A 25,861-nucleotide genomic window follows, 5' to 3' on the forward strand; every position below is an offset into this window, starting at 1 on the left:
TTTCAAATCGCAACCAACTTCCTTCTCAAAACTACTAAACGATTCTAATAGGGGAGAGATAAGTTAGGTTCAGGGCCTTCAACTCGCAAGGATGCGAGTTGGGAGCCTACAGGGACGTATTTACGGCGTGCCCTGTGGCTGACTTATCTCTCACTGAATTAGCTGATGCAAGTGACGGAGGGAGTGTATTAGTTTCAGGGCCTTCAACTCGCAAGGATGCGAGTTGGAAGCCTACAAGGACGTATTCACGGCGTGCCCTGTGACTAATTCACTTCCTCCGTCCAACAGCTAGATAGCAAAGGAAGTACTGAGTCGGGTGCGGGACCCTCAATTCGCATGGATGCGAATTGGGAGCCTGCATGGATGTATTTACGGCGTGTCCCGTATCCGGCTCAGTACTTCCTAGCACAATCAGCTAGCTTCGGCTTCCAAGAAGTCCTTGGCGAAGCGCTGTAATACGCCGCCTGCGCTGTAAATAGAGACTTCTTCTGCAGTGTCTAGGCGACAGGTTACTGGCACTTCTAGCTGCTCACCGTTTTGACGGTTAACTACGAGTGTCAATGTTGCTCCTGGTGACGGTTCGCCGCTAACGTCGTAAGTTTCTGTGCCATCTAGCTCAAGCGTTTTGCGCGTTGTACCTGGTTTAAACTCAAGCGGTAGCACGCCCATCCCGATAAGGTTGGTGCGGTGAATGCGCTCAAAGCCTTCTGCCACAATCACTTCAACACCGGCAAGACGTACGCCTTTAGCTGCCCAGTCGCGTGATGAACCCTGACCGTAGTCAGCGCCTGCAACAATGATCAGTGGTTGTCTGCGATTCATGTAGGTTTCAATGGCTTCCCACATGCGCATCACTTGCCCTTCAGGCTCAACGCGCGCAAGAGAGCCTTGCTTCACTTCTCCATTTTCAAGCACCATCTCGTTGAACACTTTCGGGTTCGCAAGGGTAGCGCGTTGCGCGGTTAAGTGATCACCACGGTGCGTGGCGTACGAGTTAAAGTCTTCTTCAGGTAAGCCCATTTTGTGAAGATATTCACCCGCTGCACTGCTGGCTAGAATAGCGTTTGAAGGCGACAGGTGATCGGTTGTGATGTTGTCACCTAAAATAGCCAGCGGACGCATACCTTTCATGGTGCGCTCGGCATCCATCGCGCCTTCCCAATAGGGTGGGCGGCGAATGTAGGTGCTCATTTCACGCCAGTCATAAAGTGGGTTAATGTCTTTGCCATAATCAACGCTTAAGTCGAACATTGGCTCGTACACTTTTCTGAAATGCTCCGGCTTTACTGACTTAGCTACAATTGCATCAATTTCTTCGTCGCTAGGCCAAATGTCTTTAAGCGTTACTGGGTTGCCGTCTTTGTCGGTACCTAATACGTCTTTTTCAATATCAAAGCGAATAGTACCGGCAATAGCGTACGCCACTACTAGTGGCGGCGATGCCAAGAATGCTTGTTTAGCATACGGGTGAATACGGCCGTCGAAGTTACGGTTACCCGACAGCACTGCTGTAGAGTAAAGGTCGCGGTCGATGATTTCTTGCTGAATTTTCGGATCTAACGCGCCGCTCATGCCGTTACAGGTAGTACAGGCAAATGCTACAACGCCAAAACCTAAATCTTCCAACTCGCTCATTAGGTTAGCTTCTTCAAGGTAAAGCTTAACGGCTTTAGAGCCTGGTGCTAACGAGCTTTTTACCCATGGCTTACGGGTTAAACCGCGCTGGTTTGCGTTGCGTGCAAGTAGGCCTGCCGCAATAACATTGCGCGGGTTAGATGTATTAGTACAGCTGGTGATTGCCGCAATAATAACCGCGCCATCAGGCATTTTGCCTTCTTCTTCTGTCCACTTCGTAGCAATGCCGCGACTTTCTAGGTCGCTGGTAGGTAAGCGAGCGTGAGGGTTAGAAGGGCCAGCCATATTACGACCAACGGCAGAAAGGTCGAACGTAAGCACGCGCTCGTATTCTGCTGTTGCTAAGTCATCTGCCCACAAACCAGTGTGCTTGGCGTATTGCTCGACCAAGGCAATTTGCTTTTCTTCACGCCCTGTCAGGCGCAAGTAATCAATGGTTTGCTGGTCAATGTAGAACATGGCGGCAGTGGCGCCGTATTCCGGTGTCATGTTGGAGATAGTGGCACGGTCGCCTAGCGTAAGATGCGATGCACCTTCACCGTAGAATTCCAAATACGCAGATACCACGCGCTCTTTACGCAAGAATTCTGTTAGCGCTAATACGATGTCGGTCGCGGTAATGCCTGGTTGTGGTTTACCCGTTAGCTCAACACCTACAATGTCTGGCAGACGCATGTAAGTCGCTCGGCCCAGCATAACGCTTTCCGCTTCAAGGCCACCAACGCCTACAGCAATTACGCCAAGTGCATCAACGTGAGGCGTGTGGCTGTCGGTACCTACTAGTGTGTCTGGGAATGCTACGCCATCGCGAGCTTGAATGACCGGTGACATACGCTCCAAGTTTATCTGGTGCATAATACCGTTACCCGGAGGGATAACATCTACGTTTTTAAACGCGGTTTTCGTCCAGTTGATAAAGTGGAAACGGTCGTCGTTGCGTCTGTCTTCAATAGCGCGGTTCTTTTCAAACGCGTCTTTCTCGAAGCCAGCATGTTCTACCGCTAGCGAGTGATCCACAATCAGTTGCGTTGGAACTACTGGGTTAACCTTGGCCGGATCGCCGCCTTTTGCTGCAATAGCATCGCGAAGCCCCGCTAAGTCTACCAGTGCCGTTTGGCCTAAAATATCGTGACACACCACGCGAGCAGGAAACCACGGAAAATCTAAGTCGCGCTTGCGATATATAAGCTGTTTAAGCGAATCGGTTAGCATTTCAGGGGCGCATTTGCGCACCAAGTTTTCAGCTAGTACACGCGACGTATAAGGCAGCTTAGCGTAGGCGCCTGGTTCAATAGCATCTACCGCTTCACGGGTATCGAAAAAGTCGATACCCGCGTTTGGAAGCGGTTTACGGTAATCAATATTCATAAAACCCCAACCTTAATCCTAAGCGCGTTCGCTAATAGCTGGCACTGGGCGTAGTTCTTCGCCTGTGTATTCTGCTGATGGACGAATAATACGGTTGTCATCACGCTGTTCCATAACGTGTGCCGCCCAACCTGTTAGACGAGACATTACGAAAATTGGCGTAAATAGCGGCGTAGGAATGCCCATAAAGTTGTACGCAGACGCGTGGAAGAAATCAGCGTTACAGAAAAGCTTCTTCTCGCGCCACATCACTTCTTCACAGCGAACTGATACAGGGTAAAGCACGTCGTCGCCCACATCGGCAGCTAGCTTTTCAGACCATTGCTTAATGATCTCATTACGCGGGTCAGACTCAGAGTAAATCGCGTGACCAAAGCCCATGATCTTCTCTTTGCGCTCAAGCATACCCATCATTTTTTCTTCGGCATCATCAGGTGAAGTGAAGCCTTCAATCATTTCCATAGCGGCTTCGTTAGCGCCACCGTGAAGTGGACCACGCAGTGAACCGATAGCACCGGTTACGCAAGAATGCATATCAGATAGCGTTGATGCACAAACACGCGCAGTAAAAGTAGACGCGTTAAACTCGTGCTCTGCATATAGAATGAGTGATACATGCATTACCTGCTCGTGCAGTTCACGTGGTTTTTCGCCGTGAAGCATGTGAAGGAAGTGACCACCAATTGAATCGTCATCGGTTTCAACGTCAACGCGCACGCCGTCGTGCGAGAAGCGGTACCAATAGCAGATAATACTTGGGAAACACGCCAACATACGGTCTGTCACGTCTTGCTGCTGGTCGAAGCTGGTTTCCATTTCAAGGTTACCCAGCATTGAACAACCTGTGCGCAGTACGTCCATTGGGTGAGCAGTTTTTGGAATGCGCTCTAGCACTTCTTTTAGTGCTGTCGGAAGGCCGCGCATGCCGCGAAGCTTGGTTTTATAAGCGTCCAGCTCAGACTGGTTAGGTAGCTTGCCCTTTAGAATAAGGTACGCTACTTCTTCAAATTGACAGTTTTGCGCTAAGTCTTTTACGTCGTAACCACGATACGTTAAACCTGAACCTGATTTACCCACGGTTGATAATGCTGTTTTACCTGCAACTTGGCCGCGTAAACCCGCGCCACTTAACTGTTTAGCCATCTTGTTGTCTCCGGTCTTGTGTAATTTGTAAGGTACTTAAAAACTCTATTTAAAATAAAAAGCGAAATACTCAGCTTTGAGTGGGGTGCGAGGCACCGAGAGAGTGGGGGCGGAGCCCCCATGGATGGGTTCACGGCGTGGTAACGCCCTGCGTATCGCTCCCGATCCAATGGTGCCTCGCACCCCACTCGTTCACAGCTGGGTCGTATTGGTTCTAATTTTTGCCTTGGGCGAATAGGGCATCTAGCTTTTGCTCGTATTCGTGGTAGCCAAGATAATCGTACAATTCCATACGTGTTTGCATGCTGTCGACAACGGCTTTTTGGTCACCGTTTTCAAGTATAGATTTGTACACCATTTCTGCTGCTTTATTCATGGCGCGGAATGCACTTAGTGGGTAAAGCACCATGTCTGCTCCCCATTCGCCAAGCTCTTCTTTGTTCCATAGTTCGGTTTTGCCGAACTCAGTAATGTTGGCAAGGATAGGTACGTCTAATGCTTCTGAGAATGCACGGTAGTGCTCTTCAGTTTGAACTGCTTCTGCAAATATGCCGTCAGCACCTGCTGCTACGTAGGCTTTTGCACGTTCAATGGCTTTGTCTAAACCTTCTTGTGCGAACGCGTCGGTTCGCGCCATAATAAAAAAGTCTGGATCAGTTCTAGCATCTACCGCGGCTTTAATGCGGTCTACCATTTCTTCTGTGCTAACAATTTCTTTGTTAGGACGGTGACCACAGCGTTTCTGGGCTACCTGGTCTTCCATATGCACCGCTGCTGCGCCTGCTTTTTCCATATCGCGAATGGTTTTAGCAATGTTAAATGCGCCGCCCCAGCCCGTGTCGATGTCCACCATTAGCGGTAGGTCACAAGCGCTTGTAATACGCTGTACGTCTGCAATTACGTCGTTAAGTGACGTCATACCCAAATCAGGTAGGCCGTATGATGCATTGGCTACGCCGCCACCAGATAGGTAAATGGCTTGATGACCAATGGCTTTTGCCATCATGGCGGTATAGGCATTAATAGTGCCTACAATTTGTAGAGGTTTATTGTTCTCTAACGCGGTTCTGAATTTCTTTCCTGCACTCATGATAATCACTCGCTTATTTGAAAGTAGGGTAGAGGTGAATTTGATAAAAAGAAGCTGCTACATGTTTATGCATTATTTAGCTTCTTTTCTATGTTGTTTTTTGAATAAAGAATATGGCGTCGCATCAGCATTTCAGCCAGTTCTTCGTCGCGATTGGCAATGGCGTTTACGATGTGTCGGTGTTCGTCAAATGCGGTGCTGACTCGAGGGCCTGCCATACCTAGCTGCACGCGATACATGCGCACAAGATGATAGAGTCCGTCGATAAGCACACTTATTAGATGATCGTTCTTACTGCCAGTTACAATTCTGTAGTGAAAGTCTACATCGCCAGCTTCTTGATAATAGCTATGGCTGTCTTTTACTTTGTCGAAGTGGCTGTCTAACAGTGCTTGCATATCTGCAATCTCTTCGTCAGTCATATACCTGGCGGCTAATCGCGCGGCCATACCTTCTAACGCTTCGCGCACTTGATATAGCTGAATTAGACCTTCGGGTGACAGCGCCACTACGCGTGCCCCCACGTTTGCCTTACGCTCCACTAAATGACAGGTGGCAAGGCGATTGATTGCTTCCCGAATGACGGCGCGGCTTACTTCGTACTTTGTCGACAATTCCATTTCGCTAAGCTTACTGCCAGCGGGGATTATGCCCTCAACGATATCCTTTCTAAGTTTGAAAAAGGTTTTGTCGGCATTGGTAATGGCTTGTTCGTTATTTGAAAGCACGTCGTCTTGGCCGTTCATTATTAATGTCGACAATATAGGCTTTATTGTTGGTTAACTCAAGTGATCTTGGCTTTATTGTCGACAAAATGCGTTTTTGAAAAGATTAATGCAGGAAAAATTTTGTTTGTGCTTTCAAACTTCCTTTGGTCTAACTACACGTGCGTAGAAATAGAAGGAATATGTGTTTTCTCCGAAGATTTACTGAAGAGTGCATGAGTTCAAAAATTGTCCGATTGGTCAGTGGTGATTTTTTGTGGTTTGAAAAGGAAGTGAATTGTAAAATTTAAGTTAAGTAGCTAATATTGTTGATTAATTTTTGCTTTTTTGAGGTGTTGTTAATAACGTGTAAAATCTAACCAATTAGTCTAAATATTCAATTTTTTTTCAGTGAAAGTGCAATATTTTACTTTCCAAAAAAGAAACATATCGGTATTATGCCCGCCCAGTCTTCAAGCCTAAACTCTACTGCTGAGAAATTGAGGGCTGGTAAAGGTCGCTTCCAATTTTAAGAGAAGCAAAATGAGAGTAAGTCTGTAATTTTTCATTGCAACTTACTTTTTTATTGCCTGAAATCAGCACATAGCAAACATGCTACACCTCAAATAATTCCCCAGGTTTAGGTTGCAAAAGCTCCACAGAAGAGCTTGAAGCAATAAGCAAACAGATTAAATACCTAACACTCAAGCAAAGGGGTTACACCATGAAAACCAATACTGACGTGTCTAAGACACTTGCCAGTAAGCTTTCGCCTGTCGCACTTGCAGTAGCGATGACCGTTCCAGCTCTTACAAACGTTGCAGTTGCACAAGAAGCAGAAGCAACAGAAGAGCAAAAGTTCGAAGCCATTACCGTTACCGCGACAAAACGCCCTCAAGTTATTTATGAAGTGCCAATTGCCCTAAGCGCATTTGACGGTGACAAACTAGCAGAACAAGGTATTACCGACCTAACAGACGTGGGTAAGTTTGTACCAAACCTTAACGTTACCGGTTTCTCTGCAGGTCACACGTCGTCAGTTAACCCGTTCATTCGTGGTATCGGTCTTCAAGACCACCTTATTACTACTGACCCAGGCGTGAGTGTTTACGTTGATGGTGTATACCTAGGCCGCCAAGTTGGTCAAAACTGGAGCCTAAATAACATCGAGCGTATCGAAGTACTTCGTGGTCCACAGGGTACACTTTACGGTCGTAACTCAATTGGTGGTGCAATTAACATCATCACTAAAGAGCCAGATCAAGGCGACGTAACTAAAGTAAATACTGAATTCGGTACTCGTGGTCGCGTTAAAGCTGACGTTTTCGTAAACCACGGTTTGTCTGATGAGCTTGCGTTCAACATGAACTTATCTTTCAACAAGCGCGACGGCCTTGGCGAGTTCATTAACGTACCAAACGCTGAGTACGATGTTGGCGAGACTGAAGACATCTCTGGCCGTGTATCAGTAAAATGGGAGCCTTCAAACGACTTCCGCATGGTACTAACTGCTGACGCAAATAATGGTGACGGCGGTCTTCGTCCTTACACAGTACTCATTGACGAAGTTGGTTCTGCACGTTACTTCGGTGGCGGCAACGGATTAGGTGTTGAGCTACGCAACTCTGACGTTATCCCAGAAGGTTTCGACCGTTACGACAACGCAACGGGCACAGAAGCCGTAACTAGCGTATCAAACGAAGCACGTGGTCTTTCACTTACTACTGAGTGGGATATTAACGAAGATTACACTGCAAAAGTTGTAGCAAGCCAGCGTACATCTAAGTACAAAGCGGGTCTTGACGACGACGGCACTATTTTCTCTCTAGACCAGTTCCCAGAGCGCGGTGAAGCAGATCAAACCTCTGTTGAACTTCAGCTTAATGGTTACATCAACGAGTACACTGACTTTGTAGCAGGTCTTTACTACTTCAACGAAGAAGGTAGCAACCGTCAGGGCGAAGATTCTAACTTCGACGGTGGTCCAAACCTACTTCAACTTGACCAAGAAACTACGTCAAAAGCGGCATACGTAAACGTGCGTCACGACATTAACGACGAGCTAAGCGTGTCTGGTGGTCTTCGTTACACAGAAGATGAAAAAGATGCATCTGCAAACGTATTTGGCCCACTTGGTACTATTTTCGACTCAAACGATTGGGACGAAGTAACGTGGGAAGCAGCAACAAACTATACGTTTGAAAATGGCATGACAGGTTACGCGACTATTCAGTCTGGCTATCAGTCTGGTCAGTACCCAGCGCGTCCTTACTGCCTTATTGGCCAGTTCTTCGGTGCAGGTGGCTTTGACGATATCGATGCAGCACAAGCAGCAGTTCGCGCAAACAACTGTTTCACAGCGTCTGACAACATCACGGCAATTAACTACGAAGTGGGTCTAAAAGGTCGTGTAAACGAATACGTAGATGTGAGCATTGCGGTATTCAACACTGAGTTTGAAGACCTGCCTTACCAAGTAAGCCGCGTAAGCGAAAATGGTTTCGACACAGCAAACCTAGTGGTTGAGCAAACGTCTCGTGGTGTTGAACTAGATACTACGTTTAACTACGGTAACTTCAGCATGATGACCAGCATTGGTTACATGGACGTTGACGTAGAAGAGCAAGCAGGCTTTAGCCCTGTTGCGCCATTAACGCCAGACCTAACGCTTGCTATTGGCCCTCAGTACACGTTTGAACTTGACGGCGGTGACTCAATCCGCGTGCGAGCAGATTACTCATACCGTTCTGAAATGTACGGCGAGCCAACGTCTGCGCCAGAGCGTAACACTGATCTTGATAGCCGTGAGCTAGTAAACTTTGATATTGCGTATACGCCAGCTAACGATGCTTACACCGTAGCACTTTACGGTCGCAACATTTTTGACGAGCGTTACGACAATGCACGTTTGAACACGGGCGACTACGTTCTTCAAATTCTTAGCAACGATGCCAGCGAATTTGGTGTGAGATTCTCTACTGAGTTCTAAGTCGTTAAGTTATTGAAATAATTAAAAAGCCGGTTCACTGTAACCGGCTTTTTTTTTGTTTATTTACCTTGTTTTATAATAAGAATTAGCATAGCTTTAGTAAAAAGAATTTCAAAAACTAGGTACCCATGAAACACTTTCTCGCGCTTAAAACATCAAGCGTCTTACGCTTAGTCGCTTTGATTTTCGCGTGTTTATCGCTTTCTGCATGCTATGTCATTGTCGACATGGACGGTGATACGGGAAGTAATGAAAGAGTAGGCGATGACGATGCGTTTTTGTTTGAAAGTACTATGGGAAGTCGTTGCTCTTATAGCGACTCAGGAAATTTCGGAACATGTCCGATAGCAGGTGTTGAATCGGTCGGTTCAATGTGTACATGCCCTTCTCCTGAAGGACAAATGACGGGTACAGTAGTTAGATAGTGTGATGGAGCAGTAGAATGGGATTGTTTACGGGCTTTAAAAAAGCAAGGTTGGAAAAAAAGTTCATTAAAAACGAATGGATCATTATTCAGTCGATACCATTTGCACAGTTTGAGCAGCTTATTGTTGAACATGTTGACGATGGCTGGGAAATTGAAGACGACTATCTCCGTCTTCAAGCCGATACGCCATTGTGGCAATGCATTTTGAAGAAGGGAACAAGCATATTAACCTGCGTGTGGTCTTCGAAAGTGCAAGGGCAAGTATACGGGCCAGAAAGAGTATTGAACGACCTTGCTAAAACTCTCAACTTGGAAGCCTCCAATACCATCGACAAGGTTTGGTTTTAAGTCAATAAAGCCTCACAACCAACCTTTCTGCTTAGCAATCCTTGCAGCATCTATACGATTAGTTGCGTCTAATTTCGAAATAGCCTCTGATAGATAGTTTCTCACTGTTCCTTCAGACAAGAACAGTGATTTGGAAAGGTCATCACTTTTACATGACAATTGTCATTAAAAAAGGTGTTGTAACCGAATTGCTTATGTCTTTTGCGATTTTCTCTTATTCAGAACGCTTATTCCGTCTTCTTTGCTCAGTAGCACACTGTCGTAGGTGCTTATAAAAGCGACGAAGGCCATAAACCACATACATAATGCAAATGTAGTTAAATCTGGCGAGGAAGGTTGTTGATTTAAAATCAATGTGGCTACTGCAATGGAAAGTGCTGATAGCGTAATGCCTAGGCCTCTATTCATTTGCATTAAAATAGCGCTTAGTGTGTTTGCATCTCGCATTTTGCTTGCGGGCACATCGGCAAATGCAATGGTATTAAGCAACGTTAAATGCATAGACCGTGTTAACCCGTTAAAAAATAAAATTGCGGCGATAACGGTAGATGATGTGTTTTGCGATATAAGAGCTAGTGCGACAAACCCTAACGCTATCAGCATACCATTGGCGATTAACACACGCTTAAAGCCAAACGTGTTCATTATCCAAGTCGTTGCTGGCTTTATTGCTAGATTACCGGCAAATAACCACAACAGAAGCGTGCCTGCTTCTACTGGAGAATAACCAAGGCCCAGCTGCAGCATAAGAGGAACAAGAAAAGGGGCGCTACCTAGTGCAATACGTACTATAGAACCGCCGTAGACTGAAAGCTTAAAGGTGTTGTACCGCATGGCCTCAAATGAAAAAAGCGGTTCGGGCGTTCTTTTTATATGCGCTATGGCTAACAGCATAAGTGAAAAGCCAATGCCAATAACGACGCTTGCATACAGGGCCTTTTCAGTTGCACTGGCAAGAAACTCAATGCCAGCCATAAACAAAGCAAACCCAATGCCGGTTAATAAAAAGCCTTTTAGATCAAATTTACTTACCGGGTTTTTACTATTTCTAAGAAGGTAAAGTGTGGCGACAATGGCCACTATACCAAGCGGGATGTTCATATAGAAAATCCATTGCCACGATAAATGGGTAGCAATGTAACCGCCCAATACTGGGCCTATCAGCGGAGCACTTAAAGCAGGCCAGGTTATAATGGCCACGGTACTGACTAACTTTTCTTTTGGTAAGTCACGTAGTACCACTAACCGCCCTACAGGTACCATCATAGCACCGCCAATTCCCTGTAAAATACGCGCAAAAGTAAATTCGAAAAGGCTAGTGCTTAAGCCACACAAAACCGATGCCAGAGTAAATACGGCGATAGCGGCAATAAATATAGTACGCGCACCAAAGCGGTCGGCTACATAGCCACTTAGAGGAATAAATAGTGTAACGGCAACGAGGTAAGCAGATACCCCAATAGAAAGGTGCGCGGCAGGAACATTAAAGTCGGCTGCAATAACAGGTAACGCCGTCGTAATTATCGTGGCGTCAAGAATTTCCATAAATAGCGCTCCTGCGACCAGAAGCGCTGTGGCAAACTCTCTATTGAATAATTTCAAAGGCTCGAACTACGCGGGCAACGCCGGTGACGTTGCGCGCAATGTCTACCGCTGCAGTAGCTTCAACGTTTGATAAACGTCCCATCAAAAACACTTCTGAATCTTGAACTACTACCTTAACTTGAAGTGCGGGTACACGTTCATCAGCCACAATTTTTGCGCGCACCTTCGAGGCTAGCCAAATATCGTTTGCTTGAGTACCTGCGCCAATTGGTTGGGCAATGCGTATTTGATTGTGAATTTTCTTTAGGTATGCCACTTCCTGAGCGCGATTAACCGCTTCGTCAAGCAATGCTTGTGAAGGTGCTTGGCCAGTTAGCAAGGCAACGCCGTTGTACACATCAACTTGCAAGTTGGCTTGTTCTTTTAACGCGTCGCTTTTTGACCATTGATAGGCCACTGCACTGTCGGCGTTTTGATCGTCAAGCTGTGTACCTACAGTTCGTCTGTCATTGGCCACTTTTGCTGCCATTGCTCCGGCGGCACCAACGGCAACTACGCAGCCTTGAAGTGTAACTACGGCAGCTAATAGAAGACCCATTAATGTTGTTTTTCTAGCGCTTATTGTCATCGTGGTTTTAATAACTCGTTATTTTTAATTCTCGTTACATTTATAGCATTCGCAACGTTCAAACTATTCGTCGCCATGATCCGCAGGGAATAAGCTATCGTCGATACATTCACATAAGTTGTGAGTAACCAATAAGTGCACCTCTTGAATTCTAGCGGTGCGATTTGAAGGCACGCGAATTTCCACATCGTGTTCGCTTAAAAAGCCTGCCATTTCGCCACCGTCTTTTCCGGTTAGCGCCACTATAGTCATGTCGCGAGAAAGCGCCGCTTCCATTGCTGCAATAACGTTTCTTGAATTACCACTCGTTGAAATAGCCAGCAGAATATCGCCTGGCTGCCCTAAGGCGCGCACTTGCTTGGCAAAAATTTCATCAAAGCTGTAGTCGTTAGCAATAGAGGTAAGTGTTGATGTATCGGTACTTAGCGCAATAGCCGGCAAGCTTGGGCGGTCTCGCTCATAACGGTTAAGCATGTTTGACGCATAGTGTTGCGCAATGCTGGCAGAGCCGCCATTACCACAGCTTAGTACTTTGTTGCCGCGAATTAATGCGTCAACCATCATGTAAGCGGCTTTCTCTATATGTTCTGGCAGAATTTCTGTAGCCGCTATTTTGGTTTGAATGCTTTCAGTAAAGTTCGCTTTTATTTGTTCTATCATGCGATATCTCTTAGTTTTCGCTATCAGATGCTGTGCGTTATTGAAGCGTGCGGAAGAACTCTACAAGGTTTCTTGCTTCGTCTTCTACTTTAAAGTTTTGCACAACATGCTCTCTTCCCGCTTTACCCATTGCAGCAAGTTGATCCATGTCTGAAAGCATCAAGTCTATCTTTTCAGTCACAGCCTTCTGATTTTTGGTGGGCACTATGTAGCCGTCAACGCCGGGTCTAATGATGTCTTCCCATGCACCAGCTTGTGTGGCTAATACGGCAGCACCAGCGCTCATGGCTTCTGGAACAGTAAGTCCAAACCCTTCGTTGTAACTTAAGGCACTTACCAGTGAAAGTGCGCTAAAAATTTTGGGAATTTGCTCGAAAGGCAATTCACCGGTAAATATGATGCGTTCTGCAAGGCCTGCGCGGTTAATTTTATCTTTTAGCTGGTTAACGAACTCCTGATTACTAGAGGAAATCGCGCCAACAACCACAGCGTTCACATCGGGATATTTTGGAAGAACCTCAATACAGGCTTCAACAAAAAGGTGAACGCCTTTTTGCTCTCTTACTCGCCCTAAAATACCTATGCCGTACTTACCACCATAGCCTAGGCTTTGCCATGCTTCTTGCTTGTTTTCAGCTGGTAGGTAGTTTTCAGTTTGTACGCCGTGCAGATTTATTTTGGCGGGTGGCTTGTTTAAGAATGATGCTGAGCGATTGCTCATAGCAATAACAGCATCCATTCTATTGCTTAACCAAACGGTAAAACCCGAGCGTTTTCGCTGTGCTGCAGAGCTAAATACAAGCTTTATTTTGGCACCAAATAGATATTTTAGAATAACACCTTGAATCATCTCATCCACACGGCGGGCATGGAAAATACGCCATTTACCGTTGCTAAGCGGCTTTCTGCACATTTTCACCACATCCCAAAAAGAAATGACTAATGAAGGATCTGGAACAAAGTGCTTGCCCATTATTCGCAAATTCATCATGTCTTTTTGTATAGACGTCACTTGCAGCATAGTGGAAGTAACACCAGAGAAGTTTGAGTTTGAATTGCCTACTATTAGCTCAACTTCTTCGTTGCTAGGTAAATTGTTGTTTGGGTGACTCATTGTTTGTGGGAACCTAAGCTATCATCTATCGATGATAAGTTGTAAATCATAAGATAAAGCGCCAAAAAGTGCTTCTATTAACGCTGAAGCAGTTCACTAGAATATCTGAACGCTACATTCCAATGTACTTTTACGTTTTTTAGCCAACGTTTTTTAGCCATTGAAGCTCGCTACCATTTATTGCGACTACATCAATTCGCAGAGAAGTCGTCGTCGAATTCACGCTATTATCCAACAAATAGTATTCAAACGCAGCCCGAATTCGCTGTAGTTTTTTCGCCGTAACAAATTCGACAGCGCTGCCATAGTTATTCTGCTTGCGATATTTAACTTCAACGCAAACTATGGTGCTGCCATCTTGCATGACTAAATCTAGCTCGCCGCGACGCGTTCTAAAGTTACGACAACGCAATGTAAGACCTTGTTCCAATAGGAAGTCGCATGCTTTGTCTTCCGCTGCATTCCCTTGCAGTATAGACATGGCTCTTACTCCATTAGCATCTGTACTTCTTCATTGCGAATAATGGCTTGAGGCTGTTTTCTTATTACTTCACCTTTTTTATTAACAGAGAGCGTTCCTGTTAAACCGTCGTGAGTTAAGTAGCTCAGCGTATTTAGCGTGCCTAATTTGGGCAGCAGCTGGTAAGCATCGTAGCCAAATGCAAAAAGTCTTTTTTGCATCGTGTTTTGATTGTCTAAGGCAGTGGCTACTTCTTCAGCCAGTTTTTGCCACTGGTGTGTAGGCATTAACCACGGCATATCAATAAAGTGCACGTTCTGTAAGTCTCGCCATTGATTCTTGCCGCTGTCATATTCTATCGAGCGTGACGTGGCATACACGGGGACTAATTTATCGTCATATGGGTTAAGGCTTGCCTCAATAATGGGGTTCAGCAGTTCGGTATCTTGTGGTGATGCAAAAGCCACAATGGCGTCGATATCTCTTCTACTGCGCGGTAGGTTATACACTTCATCATTGGTCATGTATTCAATTTGGTTTATGCGCGCATTACTTTGCGCAACATCAAGCGCTTGAGTAATGCCTTCTCTAAGCGAGTTGCTATCATTAAATACTACTGATGTTATGTTTGCACGTTGTTTGTTTTCAATACTGTTTAACGCTTTCCAGTGTGCTTTGAAAGTGCTGTCCATTCGCTGATATAAACTACTTTGCGCCGCTATTACTATTGGCGCTCGATACCCTTTATTGAAAATGAACTCGGCAAGTTGACGTGCTTCATCTTCTGGCGCCAAGCCAAAATAATTTAACGACGTCGTGTTTACTAATGCTTCAAGCTGTTCACTGCCGTCATTCAGCGCCGACTCTACAAGTGCATTACCTTTTGAAACATTACTTTCGTTAACCCCAGCATTACTGCCACTACTCTTGTTTTGTAACTTATTAGTGTTGAGACTTTCTTCTTCGTCAGGTCTATTTAAAGCCAACATGTTCACGCCAAAAGGAAGCACAGGCGTAAGCTGTTCCACGGTTTCTTTTAGCAGAGGGCCGATAATAAATTTGGTGTCACCAATTTGCTCTACCAGCGTTTCAACACTGGTTTCATTCGTGTCGATAAAACGAAGGCGTGGCTGATCTCTTTCGTTAGAACGCTGCTCTATATCTTGATAGTAGGCTGCCATAATACCGTTTTTTACCACACTGCCTGTTCGGCCAAGTCGGCCTGACAACGGCAATAATACTGCTACATCAGTGGCCTCGATGTTAGTTACTTGAGTTGCATCTACTACTTCCTTTGGCAGATGCTGGCTAAGCACATGACCTCGATATACTTGGGTAAACTGCCCTAAATTGTTTGCCAGAATACGAGGGGTTGCAGCGTACTGATGGGTAAGTTCTCGCAGCGTTACAAAAGGCGCAAGCGCAGTATAGCGTTCACTTATGCTTTTTAACTCGTCATTCGGTACGGTTGAAAGCCAAGACCACACCTGTTGTACTTTTTCTTCTTCGGGCAAATCGGTATTTAAAACACTGTTCGCAGCAGCGGCGAAGTCGCCTTTTCTGGTATAAAACTGAGTATAGAGATTTGCTACCAGTGCTTTATTATTCGCATCTACCGAGACCTTATCAACGAAAGCCAGCAGTTGGTCTGCCGATGTGCGTTTTTCGTTTGCATAAACCTGCGCCATTAAAAGCGCATAGTCAGATTGGTTGGCTGTTGGAATGCCGTCTTGCTTTATTTCAAATAAAACTTGCTGTGCAAGGATAGGCTGCTGGTTGTTGAAATAAAGCTGAGCCGCTTCTAAAAGCAGTGCGTTACGTTTAGTTTTGTCGCGTGATTGCTGCCAGACCTGTTTGGCTTCTAGCAGCTTGCGCTCTGGTGTTATATCTTCTTTTACTACCACCACTTCAGCAGGCTGTGTTGTTGCAACAGGCCGCGATGATTGTTTGGCAGTACTTCCGCAACCGAACATTACTAGCGCAATGGCTGATAGTGTAAATATTTTTCCAGCATGTCCAATGTAACGCACAGTTTCATTCCTTTTACATCAAAGTGGGTCAAGTTTATCGCAACCAGTGTGAAAATCTACGTTTGCACGCATAATCTGGACTAACGGCGTGGTATACTTGTCGCATATTTTTGATTTTAATACTGTCCTTTTAAGTACCCGTTGTATGAATGTACTTATTAGAACGTGTTTAAACGAGTGCACAATACCTAATGACCGACATCGCCACCCTTTATATAGTTCCAACGCCTATCGGTAACTTAGACGACATCAGCGCTAGAGCAATTGAAGTACTGCGCGAGGTAAGTTGGATAGCGGCTGAAGATACGCGCCATAGCGCAAGGCTTTTACAGCATTTTAGCATTGGCACAAAAACGCTGTCGCTTCACGAGCATAACGAAGATAAAAGGGCTTCAATGTTGTGCGAAAAGCTCAAAAACGGAGAGGCGGTGGCTTTAATTAGCGATGCGGGTACACCGCTGATAAGCGACCCGGGCTTTATTTTAGTTCGACGCTGCCGTGAACAGGGTATTCCAGTTAGTGCACTACCAGGGCCATGCGCCGCTATTACGGCGTTAAGCGCATCTGGACTACCTACCGATAAATTTATTTTCGAGGGCTTCTTGCCGGTAAAAATGCAGGCAAGAGAAAACGCGCTTTCTGCGTTGCTTGATAGAACCTTTACTACGGTTTTCTACGAGGCGCCAAGACGCATTCTGGATACCGTAAGCGATATTCAAAAAGTGTTAGGCGAGCGTCAACTTGTTATTGCCAAAGAGCTAACGAAAACGTTTGAAACCTATGTAAGCGGCACGGCGCAAGACGTAATCGATTACTTGCAAGCTGATGCAGCACATCAAAAAGGCGAGTTTGTAGTAATGATTGGGCCGGCTCAAGTCAGTGAACAGGCAATACCCAGTGAAGCTATGACCTTACTGCATACCCTATGTGAATATATGCCGTTAAAAAAAGCGGCCGCAGTGGTAGCGAGTCATTACGATTTGAAGAAAAACGCGCTTTATCAGGCGGGCCTAGACTCTAAGGAATAGGCTCTAAGGAATAGACTCGAAGGAATAAAGTCCAAGAGCAAAAAAATAAGAAACTAGCTTTAGCGCTAACAGGTTTTAACAGACACAAAAAAAACCGCCTTTACGGCGGTTTTCTTTTAACCAAAAGTGCTTACGAAAGACGACCTTTGAAGTCTTCGTAGGTAAATTCTCTTACTACTTCAAACTCGCCATTACTGCGTAAAATACCAATAGCAGGGTGTTCAACGCCGTTAAAGAACGTGGTTTTTACCATGGTGTAGTGCATCATGTCTTCAAACTGTAAACGATCGCCAGCTTTAAGCGGTGTATCAAACGAGTAGGTGTCGATTACATCGCCGGCTAAACATGAGTTACCGCCCAATTTTACATTGTGTGCTTTCTCGTCGGGCATGCCCGCATTAAGCACAGTGGGGCGGTAGGGCATTTCCAGCACATCAGGCATATGTGCTGTGGCTGAAATGTCTAAAATCGCAATGTCACCTTCGTTATTTACTACATCAACCACTTCGCAAATAAGCGGCCCGGTTTGCCAAGCCACAGCAGAACCCGGTTCTAAGATTACGTCCAAGTGCGGGTAGCGTGTTTTAAAGTCTTTCAAAGTGGCAATAAGGTGATCAACGTCATAGCCTTCGCGGGTCATCAAGTGCCCTCCGCCCAGGTTTAGCCACTTAAGTTGGCCTAGCCATTTACCGAAACGCGCTTCAATCGCTTTTAGCGTGCGTTCTGTGGCAAAAGAGTCGCATTCACACAGGTTATGGCAGTGAAAGCCTTCAATACCCTCTAAATCAACACCTTCAAGCTCGCTTGCTCTTATGCCCAAACGAGAGCCAGGTGCAGCAGGGTCGTATAGCGGCGTATCTGCTTCCTGATGTTCAGGGTTAATACGCAGTCCTAAGCTTACGTTACTCAGCGTTTCACGATGTGCATGCCATTGAGAAATACTGTTAAACGACAGATGATTTACCAGCGTTGATAACTCCTGTGCGTCAGCTTTCTTGTAGGCGGGTGAATAGGCGTGTACTTCTTTGCCCATCTCTGCAGCGAGTTTGGCCTCCCACACCGAGCTTGCCGTGGCACCGTGTAGATATTGCTTGATGATGTCGAAGCAAGACCACATTGAAAAGCCTTTTAGAGCAAGAATAATACGCGCGCCTGACTGGTCTTGAACGCGTTTCATTAGTTCTAAATTACGGATTAGTTTTGCTTCTTCCAATACATAGCACGGTGAAGGAATATCAGTGCGTAGTGTTAAATCGGTCAATGCAGTAAAGCTCCAAGTAAAGTGTGTTGATGAACGCAATAATAAGGTGTGTTAAAGCGTTACACCAGTGTACTAAATAAAGAAAAAGGGCGCAGAATTAACGCGCCCGTAGTTTCATGTTTATAAGGGCTACCCTTATTTAGTGAAAGGGCTGCTTTCACATTCAAGCACGTGCCAAGGAAGGCCGTGTTCGTTCAGCATGTCCATGAATGGATCTGGATCGAACTGCTCCATGTTCCAAACACCCGCTTCTTTCCATGTACCGTTCAGCATAAGCGCCGCGCCAATCATTGCCGGAACACCTGTAGTATAAGATACCGCCTGTGCACCTACTTCTTCGTTACACTTAGCATGATCACAGTTGTTGTAAATAAAGATAGTTTTCTCTTTGCCATCTTTAATACCTGTGATGTAGGTACCGATACAGGTCATACCGCTATAACCTTCTGCAAGTGAACCTGGGTTAGGAAGTACCGCTTTCAAAAACTCTAGTGGTACTACTTGCTGGCCTTGGAATTCAACCGGCTCAATGCTGGTCATGCCAATGCCTTCAAGCACGCGTAAATGGTTTAGGTATGCATCGCCAAATGTCATCCAAAAACGTGCGCGCTTAAGGGTTGGGAAGTGTTTTACCAACGACTCTAGCTCTTCGTGGAACATCAAGTAAGACGCACGTACACCGATGTTTTGGTAATCTAAGTCTTCACGAACGCTAAGTGGATCGGTTTCTTTCCACTCACCATTTTCCCAGAAACGACCGCGCTGAGTAATTTCACGAATGTTGATTTCTGGGTTGAAGTTAGTTGCAAATGCCTGACCATGGTCACCGCCATTGCAGTCAACGATATCAAGGTAGTGAATTTCGTCGAAGTAATGTTTCGCTGCATAAGCGGTATACACGTTGGTTACACCCGGATCGAAGCCGCTACCAAGAAGCGCCATAATGCCTGCATCTTTGAATTTGTCTTGGTACGCCCACTGCCACGAATATTCAAATTTTGCTTCGTCTTTTGGCTCGTAGTTAGCAGTGTCTAGATAATCAGTGTTGGTTGCCAAGCACGCGTCCATAATTGGAAGGTCTTGGTAAGGCAACGCTAGGTTAATTACTAGGTCTGGTTTTACTTCGTTAATTAATGCTTCAACTTCTTTTGCGTTATCAGCGTCAAGTGCAAACACACCTTTTACGCGGTCTTCACCCACTTCTTTTTGAAGCGCTTCACACTTAGAAACCGTGCGGCTTGCAAGGAAAATTTCGTCGAAATGCTGAGGTAAACGTGCACATTTTTTCACGGTTACCGACGCAACACCGCCAGCACCAATAATTAAAACGCGAGACATAATCACTAATCCCTAATTTTGCTAATGAATTTTGGGCTGAATGCTAGCAGACCAAACTGATTTGGCAAGCAAAGACCGTCTGCAGCAGCACAAAAAATTTTAATCGTAACCAATAAATTTGGCGCTGCAGTAGGCTTGCTACCAAGCGTGAAACGTGTGTTATCGCGTTACCGCGTCAAATGGAGGAGATATCACCACTTTGCCATCTACACGATAGTATGGGTATAGCAGAAGACGTTCCTCATTACTTGGCGTTGTCATCGCTATAGCAATGGCGTCTAGTGTTTTGCTGTTCTGTGTATTTACGGTAGCTGCATACACCAGAACACTGAAGCTGCTGGTGTCGGTTGTTGTGTCAATAATGCGCCATTGTAGCTGTTCAATAAGCTGCGATTCTGACTTTTTACTAGTGGTCTCATCGCTAAAAATGCAGCCGACGCGGCCATTTTCATGTACCGCTGCAAAAGGGTAGAATACATCGCTAATGGGCAACATTAATTCGCAAAGTTGGAGTGCTTTAGATACAAGCTCGTTTAAGGGCGTTGGCAGTGTCACTGGTTTATCTGTCATGGTGTCAGTCCTATGAGTTAGCCTTGCTTCGTTAACACATATTTCTTTTTACGCGCTCACTGACACATTAGTTTAAAGATTCTCAGAATGCCAGATAGACAGCCTGTATAAATACGTCGTCATGCCATTTGTAATGTTTCTCTTTGAGAATTGATTAGCGCGCCCCCTGAAGCCCGCCCGTATGCACTACCACAATATTTGCTCCTTGCTTGAAAGCGCCCTTTGAAAGCATGTCTTTAAGCGCCCAAAATAGCTTACCTGAATACACGGGCTCAATGTGAAAAGGCATAGTGCGGTTAAACGTATCGCAAAACTCTCTCAGCTCTGGCGTTACTTTTGCGTAACCTCCAAAATGGTAGCTGTGATTAATGTTCCAGTTCTGTGTAGGATTTGTCTTCATTGAATGTGCGCAATCAGAGAGAGGCAAAAATTGCTCTACTAGATTTTCTAAATAGCCTTCGCCCTTTAGTACACCAATTCCTATAGCGCTTTGTTTCGGTGTGAGCGCCGAGACTATGCCTGATAATGTCGCGCCACTGGCAACCGGCGCCATTATGGTATCAAAATCTACCGTACTATTTACTTCGCGTACCATCTCTTGAATGCCATAAATGGCAGATGCTTCACTGCCGCCTTCGGGTATAATAAGTGCACTATCAAAACGCCTCTCCAGCTGTGCTAAATAGCTTTCTGTATTTCTCTGTTGGTAGGTTTTTCGGTCTACAAATTCAATGTCTACACCCCATTTAACAAGGTCTTGAAGCATAGGTGATGGCGTTGCACTTTCATGGCCTCTTACCAACGCTGTTAAGGGAATGTCTAGCTCCCTACACGCGAAACCTAACGCATGCAGATGATTTGAATAAGCGCCGCCGAAACTGACGATTTGAGAATGGCTGAATGCTTTCAGCGTATGTTGCAGCTTGCGCCATTTGTTTCCAGAAATCACGCTATGAATGGCGTCATCTCGTTTAACCCACAAGTTAACATTGCTACTCCCTGGCCATTCGGGCGCAAAGGGTTGGCAAGGCGATGGGAGCGTTAATGTAGCCTCTAACGACAGTAAATCATTCAAAAGTGCGAAAACCTAACTGTGATCAATTGGATATCGGTAGCAGTATAACGTTTATATGGTTTAACAACATCAAACAGAGGTTTGATTAACAAATGCTTTCAACTACACACCCTATGAGTTTCGTGCGTCGTTCGGTTTTTTCAGCATGTGTGGCAGCAGCTACTTTTATTTTTCTATCAATAGGACAATCAAGTATGGCGAATGACGACATTCCCAGCGAGGTGCAAGAAAAGGTTCCAAATGCAAAAGTAGTCGGTGAAAAGATGTTTACTTACTATTTTTGGGATGTGTATCGCGCATCATTGTTTGCTCCAAATGGTGAGTATGAAGAGGGTGGCGTATTTGCTTTGAAACTGAACTATCAACGCGAGCTAGAAGGTAAAAAAATAGCCCAGCGTTCTATTGATGAAATGAAAAAGCAGGCTGATTTGTCAAAAGAAAAGGCTGATAAATGGCTTAACAGTATGGAGACTATTTTTCCAGATGTATCTGACGGTCATGTGCTGACCGGTATTGCAACTGAAGATGGCAGTACGGTGTTTTATTCAAATGGTGAGGAAATTGGCAGCGTAGACGACAGTGAGTTCACCACAAGTTTCTTCAATATTTGGTTAGGTGAAAAAACGTCAGAGCCCAAATTTAGAAAGGCGCTACTTGGTCTGTAACAACATCAACACTTTTGTAATGCGCAAGAAGCGTATGTTCCAAATTAGATAAAAGGTATGTTCGAAATGAAATTATTTAAGCAAGTAGCGGTAACAGTATTGGGACTAGGGATTAGCCTAATTGGGCTGTCTGGCTGCTCGGTTTCTGTTGAAGGCAATGATTACAAAGCGGTGCAGCCAGCGTTTGATTTAGAGCAATTTTTCGATGGTGACGTAAAGGCATGGGGAATTGTACAAAACCGTTCGGGCGAAGTGGTACAACGGTTTATTGTTGATATTGCAGGCAAAGTTGAAGGTGACACCCTAACGCTTGATGAGAAATTTGAATATGGTGTTGGTGAGGGTCCAACCGAGCGTGTTTGGACCATTGTAAAACAGTCGGATAACACGTTTATTGGTAGCGCAACGGATATTGAAGGACCTGCCAAAGGTACGTCTTATGGCAACGCGTTTAACTTCCATTATGAAATGGATTTACCGGTAGACGACACCACCTATGCGGTTACTTTCGACGACTGGTTTTGGGCTTTCGATGAAAACACCATGATGAACCGTTCGTATATCAGAAAGTTTGGCATTGTAATGGCCGAAGTTACTATTTTTATGCAGAAGCAGTAATAGCAGGCACAGTTTGAACACGCAAGTTTAATGTGAATTACTTCATTAAGCGAAAGGGTGTTAGTGCATCGGCTTAGTTTTACTTACATAACGTATTAATTTATGTGGTGTTTTCACTTGAAAGTTTAGGTTTGAACCGAGTAGCGTAAAAACAAGGAAGAGACCTTTAGGAGGAATATTTTAAACTTCTGGCTTGTGCCAGAAGCGGACATTCTGCTAATTTTTTCTATCGACTGATTTGCACGTGAAGCAGACCTTGGCTCATTAAGATTTTAATGACACGAATGAGGTAATCAACGGTCATGCTACTAATAAAAATTGAATGGCTGCTTTAGCCGAATACCTATGACAAAGCTCCAACATAAAACTGATAATTCGAGACTAATTCTCCGTACTAGAAGAACACACTTCTGCAATGCTATCTAATTGATGCAATACCCCGCACTCTTTAACCTTCTTATCATGATCGCAAGCAGAACGAATTGAAATCAGTGTTTCTTGTAGTACTTTTAATTCAGCTATCCGATGTTCGATATCGTCAACATGCTTATCTATTGTAGTATTAACGTTTTCGCAGCTATTCTCTGGGTTTGCTCGGGTTTCCAGTACTAATTTAATTTCCTCGATTGTCATATCTAATGCGCGACATTGCTTTATAAACAATAACTGCTTCAGTGCATCTTCAGAGTAGCTTCGATAATTCGATGCCGTTCGCTCAGGTGCAGCCAATAGTGATTTACGCTCATAAAAACGAATTGTCTGAATACTTAACCCTGTCTTAGCTGCCAGAAGCCCAATTTTCATTTTAACTTGCCTAAAGCTTGACTCTATACCAAGTATAGAGTTTACACTCGCGTTATAGGTGAGTAAAGCGAGTGTTTTTATGAGTGGTTGTGGGTGCGAAATTGAGATAAAAGACCAAGAACAAAAGGCAGTTCTCTACTGGCTATTGGGCATCAATGCTGTGATGTTTATCATTGAAATGAGTGTAGGGTTACTCGCTGACTCAACAGCACTTATTGCAGACTCCCTTGATATGTTGGCTGACGCAGTCGTTTACGGTGTTGGTATATATGCAGTAGGGAAAACAATTGTTCACAAAGCCAATGCTGCAAAGGTAAGTGGATATTTTCAATTGGCATTAGGCCTATTAATTTTGTTTGACATAGCTCGTCGCGCAACCTTTGGAAGTGGGCCTGAATCTATGCTTATGATGGGCATGGGCGGTGTTGCACTTATCGCTAACGTTATATGTTTGGCGATAATCAGAAAACAAAAAAATGGCGAGGTGCATATGCGAGCAAGTTGGATATTCTCGGCAAACGACGTCATTGCAAACATAGGAGTGATATTGGCGGGTGTGATGGTTTATCTATTCGATACTCGTTGGCCTGATTTGGTCATAGGTTTTATTGTGTCTATCGTTGTGTTACGAGGCGCAGTCTTAATTCTAAAAGACGCCAGACAGGAATTCCGTGAAAACAGCTCGACGAATGGAGAGATCGTATGAATTTCACTCAAGCAGCAAAACCTTACATACTTCAAAAACTGAGCGCCGCGCATCAATCCCTTTCGAACAATGACAATAAAGCAGGATTTAAGGCCTTAGAGGATGCTCATGTCATCGGTCAGCACTCAACATACCACCACACACGAGTGCATTATGAAATGCTTAAATTTGGAATAGAACGCCGCGACCTTAAAGAGATATTTGGACAAATTTTTAGAATGCTAGGTGCGCTGACTAAAACTCCAATTGGCTTATTGCCTGAGGGCAATACTGGTGGGGCAAACGTGAGTCCATTCAAGTCAATGTCTATTTCACCCGAAAACAAAGCCATATTGGAAAAAATTAGAAATGCACAGTCATAACCATTCACACTCGCAAGAGAATTCAACCGACGCGTCTAAACGTATTGGATGGGCGTTTTTCTTAAATGTGGTGTTCACTGTTATTGAATTCATTGGTGGATGGCTTACCAACAGCACCGCTATTATGGCTGACGCAGTGCACGATTTGGGTGATAGTCTTTCCATTGGTACAGCGTGGGGATTAAACAAGCTTAGCGATAAAGATTCTAATCAAACATTCTCATACGGCTACAAAAGATTTTCCTTACTCGGTGCATTGATTAACGGTATTGTGCTGACGGTAGGCTCCATTTGGATATTGCTTGAAGCGATACCTCGTTTGGCTGAGCCTGAAATGCCCCAAGTTGAAGGGATGGTTTTATTGTCTATCTTTGGGATGGCAGTAAACGGCTTTGCGGCTTATAAACTGAGTGAGGGAGACTCATTAAATGAGCGAGTCCTCAACTGGCATTTGCTGGAAGATGTGCTTGGTTGGGTAGCAGTATTTATCGTGTCCATCGTCTTAATGTTTAAGCCTTGGCCTATTTTAGATCCAATCTTATCCATTGGCTTTACTTTGTTCATCCTTTTCAATGTGTTCCGCAATCTCAAAGAAACCCTAATGCTGTTTTTGCAAGCAACGCCCGATGAAGAACAGCTTTCAAAGATTCGAAGCGATTTACTGGCAAACGATAAGGTAAGTGATCTTCATCATTTTCATATTTGGTCTCTAGACGGTGAGCGTAACGTAATGACGGTCCATCTTGTTCTTGATGAAGATGTCAGTCTTGAGCACCTCCAATCACTCAAAGAAAACATACACAGTTCGTTAGAAAAGTATAAATTTGAACATACGACAGTTGAGCTGGAGTTTGCTAATGAACAATGTCGTGACGAAGTGAATTAGGCTTGGTAACCTTTCATACATGAAAAATCTAAAACGCATAAGTTACATCGTGATCTCGCTGATACTCTTTCAGTCGTTTTCTGCTGTGGCGAATTCGTTAGATTTTCATGCAATAGACATTCAGCACTTGCAACACGAGCATAAGCATTCTGAGCACGAGCAAGTGCAGTCTGAGCTGTCTGCCAATGAAACCAGTGATAAAGTAAGTACAGAGCACCACAATCCTGCTGATTGTCACCATTGCGGCCACTGCCATGGCACACATGCACAGTGGGTCAGTCAGAGTCATATCAACAGTCTGAAAACAGTGGTTTCAGTCCACAATTTCAACTATTTAGATGCGGTAATTGACGCACCTATTAACCGCTTACTTCGCCCCCCCAAAATTACTTCCTAGTACGTTTTTT

At 44.8% G+C, this 25,861-nt stretch carries 25 protein-coding genes and 1 pseudogene; 10 read left to right on the top strand and 16 right to left on the bottom strand.

The annotated features are described in order from the left end of the window. Positions 1 to 411: 411 nt before the first annotated feature. From acnD to ACGHAV_RS05095, 4 genes are all read right to left on the bottom strand, one after another. Positions 412 to 3,003, bottom strand: coding sequence for a Fe/S-dependent 2-methylisocitrate dehydratase AcnD (gene acnD / locus ACGHAV_RS05080; RefSeq protein WP_390377315.1), 2,592 nt, complete (start codon positions 3,001 to 3,003; stop codon positions 412 to 414). A gap of 18 nt (positions 3,004 to 3,021) precedes the next feature. Continuing rightward, positions 3,022 to 4,146, bottom strand: a complete 1,125-nt coding sequence (gene prpC / locus ACGHAV_RS05085) for a 2-methylcitrate synthase (RefSeq protein ID WP_390377318.1) — start codon at positions 4,144 to 4,146, stop codon at positions 3,022 to 3,024. A 214-nt stretch (positions 4,147 to 4,360) separates the two neighbouring features. Further along, entirely contained in the window at positions 4,361 to 5,236 is an 876-nt protein-coding gene (gene prpB / locus ACGHAV_RS05090) for a methylisocitrate lyase (protein WP_159626627.1), read from the bottom strand. Positions 5,237 to 5,301: 65 nt separating this feature from the next. Then, the gene (locus ACGHAV_RS05095; RefSeq protein ID WP_390377812.1) at positions 5,302 to 5,982 is read right to left on the bottom strand and encodes a GntR family transcriptional regulator; all 681 of its coding nucleotides are present in this window, start codon (positions 5,980 to 5,982) and stop codon (positions 5,302 to 5,304) included. A gap of 682 nt (positions 5,983 to 6,664) precedes the next feature. Here ACGHAV_RS05095 and ACGHAV_RS05100 point away from each other — a divergent pair. The 3 genes from ACGHAV_RS05100 (at position 6,665) to ACGHAV_RS05110 (ending at position 9,704) form a co-directional block, all read left to right on the top strand. Further along, positions 6,665 to 8,929 carry a TonB-dependent receptor gene (locus ACGHAV_RS05100; RefSeq protein WP_390377321.1) on the top strand — a complete coding sequence of 755 codons (2,265 nt, stop codon included), beginning with the start codon at positions 6,665 to 6,667 and terminating at the stop codon, positions 8,927 to 8,929. A 128-nt stretch (positions 8,930 to 9,057) separates the two neighbouring features. Next, positions 9,058 to 9,354, top strand: coding sequence for a hypothetical protein (locus ACGHAV_RS05105; RefSeq protein WP_390377324.1), 297 nt, complete (start codon positions 9,058 to 9,060; stop codon positions 9,352 to 9,354). A gap of 17 nt (positions 9,355 to 9,371) precedes the next feature. Continuing rightward, positions 9,372 to 9,704, top strand: a complete 333-nt coding sequence (locus ACGHAV_RS05110; RefSeq protein WP_390377327.1) for a hypothetical protein — start codon at positions 9,372 to 9,374, stop codon at positions 9,702 to 9,704. Positions 9,705 to 9,716: 12 nt separating this feature from the next. On the opposite strand, the pseudogene ACGHAV_RS05115 reads toward ACGHAV_RS05110, so the two are convergent. From ACGHAV_RS05115 to ACGHAV_RS05145, 7 genes and pseudogenes are all read right to left on the bottom strand, one after another. Beyond that, positions 9,717 to 9,839 (bottom strand): annotated as a pseudogene (locus ACGHAV_RS05115) (LuxR C-terminal-related transcriptional regulator); the annotation flags it as partial. Positions 9,840 to 9,896: 57 nt separating this feature from the next. Continuing rightward, complete coding sequence (locus tag ACGHAV_RS05120; protein WP_390377815.1) at positions 9,897 to 11,270, bottom strand: MFS transporter; 1,374 nt, start codon at positions 11,268 to 11,270, stop codon at positions 9,897 to 9,899. Between the two features lie 19 nt (positions 11,271 to 11,289). Further along, positions 11,290 to 11,877, bottom strand: a complete 588-nt coding sequence (locus tag ACGHAV_RS05125; protein ID WP_390377330.1) for a BON domain-containing protein — start codon at positions 11,875 to 11,877, stop codon at positions 11,290 to 11,292. 63 nt (positions 11,878 to 11,940) lie between these two features. Then, positions 11,941 to 12,537, bottom strand: a complete 597-nt coding sequence (locus ACGHAV_RS05130; protein ID WP_334013692.1) for a phosphoheptose isomerase — start codon at positions 12,535 to 12,537, stop codon at positions 11,941 to 11,943. A 37-nt stretch (positions 12,538 to 12,574) separates the two neighbouring features. Further along, a complete protein-coding gene (locus ACGHAV_RS05135) occupies positions 12,575 to 13,651 on the bottom strand; it encodes a glycosyltransferase family 4 protein (RefSeq protein WP_390377333.1) in 1,077 nt (358 codons plus the stop codon). A 139-nt stretch (positions 13,652 to 13,790) separates the two neighbouring features. Further along, positions 13,791 to 14,132 (bottom strand): YraN family protein, encoded by a 342-nt coding sequence (locus ACGHAV_RS05140; RefSeq protein ID WP_390377335.1) that lies wholly within the window; start codon positions 14,130 to 14,132, stop codon positions 13,791 to 13,793. Positions 14,133 to 14,137: 5 nt separating this feature from the next. Continuing rightward, complete coding sequence (locus tag ACGHAV_RS05145) at positions 14,138 to 16,141, bottom strand: penicillin-binding protein activator (RefSeq protein WP_390377338.1); 2,004 nt, start codon at positions 16,139 to 16,141, stop codon at positions 14,138 to 14,140. Positions 16,142 to 16,332: 191 nt separating this feature from the next. Between ACGHAV_RS05145 and rsmI the strand changes: the two genes are divergently transcribed. After that, the gene (gene rsmI / locus ACGHAV_RS05150) at positions 16,333 to 17,169 is read left to right on the top strand and encodes a 16S rRNA (cytidine(1402)-2'-O)-methyltransferase (RefSeq protein ID WP_390377340.1); all 837 of its coding nucleotides are present in this window, start codon (positions 16,333 to 16,335) and stop codon (positions 17,167 to 17,169) included. Between the two features lie 130 nt (positions 17,170 to 17,299). Here the strand turns inward: rsmI and nspC are convergent, their stop codons facing one another. The 4 genes from nspC to ACGHAV_RS05170 form a co-directional block, all read right to left on the bottom strand. Next, the gene (gene nspC / locus ACGHAV_RS05155) at positions 17,300 to 18,430 is read right to left on the bottom strand and encodes a carboxynorspermidine decarboxylase (protein WP_390377343.1); all 1,131 of its coding nucleotides are present in this window, start codon (positions 18,428 to 18,430) and stop codon (positions 17,300 to 17,302) included. A 135-nt stretch (positions 18,431 to 18,565) separates the two neighbouring features. Next, the gene (locus ACGHAV_RS05160) at positions 18,566 to 19,768 is read right to left on the bottom strand and encodes a saccharopine dehydrogenase family protein (protein WP_390377346.1); all 1,203 of its coding nucleotides are present in this window, start codon (positions 19,766 to 19,768) and stop codon (positions 18,566 to 18,568) included. Between the two features lie 159 nt (positions 19,769 to 19,927). Beyond that, positions 19,928 to 20,338 carry a hypothetical protein gene (locus ACGHAV_RS05165; protein WP_390377349.1) on the bottom strand — a complete coding sequence of 137 codons (411 nt, stop codon included), beginning with the start codon at positions 20,336 to 20,338 and terminating at the stop codon, positions 19,928 to 19,930. Between the two features lie 154 nt (positions 20,339 to 20,492). Beyond that, a complete protein-coding gene (locus ACGHAV_RS05170) occupies positions 20,493 to 21,413 on the bottom strand; it encodes a 1-aminocyclopropane-1-carboxylate deaminase/D-cysteine desulfhydrase (RefSeq protein WP_390377352.1) in 921 nt (306 codons plus the stop codon). A gap of 194 nt (positions 21,414 to 21,607) precedes the next feature. On the opposite strand from ACGHAV_RS05170, the gene ACGHAV_RS05175 reads away from it, so the two are divergent. Together ACGHAV_RS05175 and ACGHAV_RS05180 are read left to right on the top strand one after the other, a co-directional pair. Then, positions 21,608 to 22,078: a chalcone isomerase family protein gene (locus ACGHAV_RS05175; RefSeq protein ID WP_390377355.1), complete on the top strand. Its 471-nt coding sequence runs from the start codon at positions 21,608 to 21,610 to the stop codon at positions 22,076 to 22,078. Between the two features lie 66 nt (positions 22,079 to 22,144). Beyond that, complete coding sequence (locus ACGHAV_RS05180) at positions 22,145 to 22,696, top strand: DUF3833 domain-containing protein (RefSeq protein WP_390377358.1); 552 nt, start codon at positions 22,145 to 22,147, stop codon at positions 22,694 to 22,696. A 381-nt stretch (positions 22,697 to 23,077) separates the two neighbouring features. Here ACGHAV_RS05180 and cadR read toward each other — a convergent pair whose 3' ends face one another. Further along, the gene (cadR, locus tag ACGHAV_RS05185; protein WP_014951210.1) at positions 23,078 to 23,500 is read right to left on the bottom strand and encodes a Cd(II)/Pb(II)-responsive transcriptional regulator; all 423 of its coding nucleotides are present in this window, start codon (positions 23,498 to 23,500) and stop codon (positions 23,078 to 23,080) included. Between the two features lie 79 nt (positions 23,501 to 23,579). On the opposite strand from cadR, the gene ACGHAV_RS05190 reads away from it, so the two are divergent. Genes ACGHAV_RS05190 through ACGHAV_RS05205 form a run of 4 tightly spaced genes read left to right on the top strand, consistent with a single transcriptional unit; the run spans position 23,580 to position 25,851 of the window. Further along, positions 23,580 to 24,206 (top strand): cation transporter, encoded by a 627-nt coding sequence (locus tag ACGHAV_RS05190; protein WP_014951211.1) that lies wholly within the window; start codon positions 23,580 to 23,582, stop codon positions 24,204 to 24,206. After that, positions 24,203 to 24,568, top strand: a complete 366-nt coding sequence (locus ACGHAV_RS05195; protein ID WP_014951212.1) for a DUF3703 domain-containing protein — start codon at positions 24,203 to 24,205, stop codon at positions 24,566 to 24,568. The genes ACGHAV_RS05190 and ACGHAV_RS05195 overlap by 4 nt, the downstream gene beginning before the upstream one ends. Further along, complete coding sequence (locus ACGHAV_RS05200; RefSeq protein ID WP_014951213.1) at positions 24,555 to 25,454, top strand: cation diffusion facilitator family transporter; 900 nt, start codon at positions 24,555 to 24,557, stop codon at positions 25,452 to 25,454. Before ACGHAV_RS05195 ends, ACGHAV_RS05200 begins: the two co-directional genes overlap by 14 nt. Before the next feature lie 19 nt (positions 25,455 to 25,473). Next, the gene (locus ACGHAV_RS05205; protein ID WP_014951214.1) at positions 25,474 to 25,851 is read left to right on the top strand and encodes a hypothetical protein; all 378 of its coding nucleotides are present in this window, start codon (positions 25,474 to 25,476) and stop codon (positions 25,849 to 25,851) included. Positions 25,852 to 25,861: the final 10 nt, after the last annotated feature.

The sequence above is a fragment of the Alteromonas sp. MTD1 genome, assembly GCF_042848195.1.
Lineage (GTDB): Bacteria > Pseudomonadota > Gammaproteobacteria > Enterobacterales > Alteromonadaceae > Alteromonas.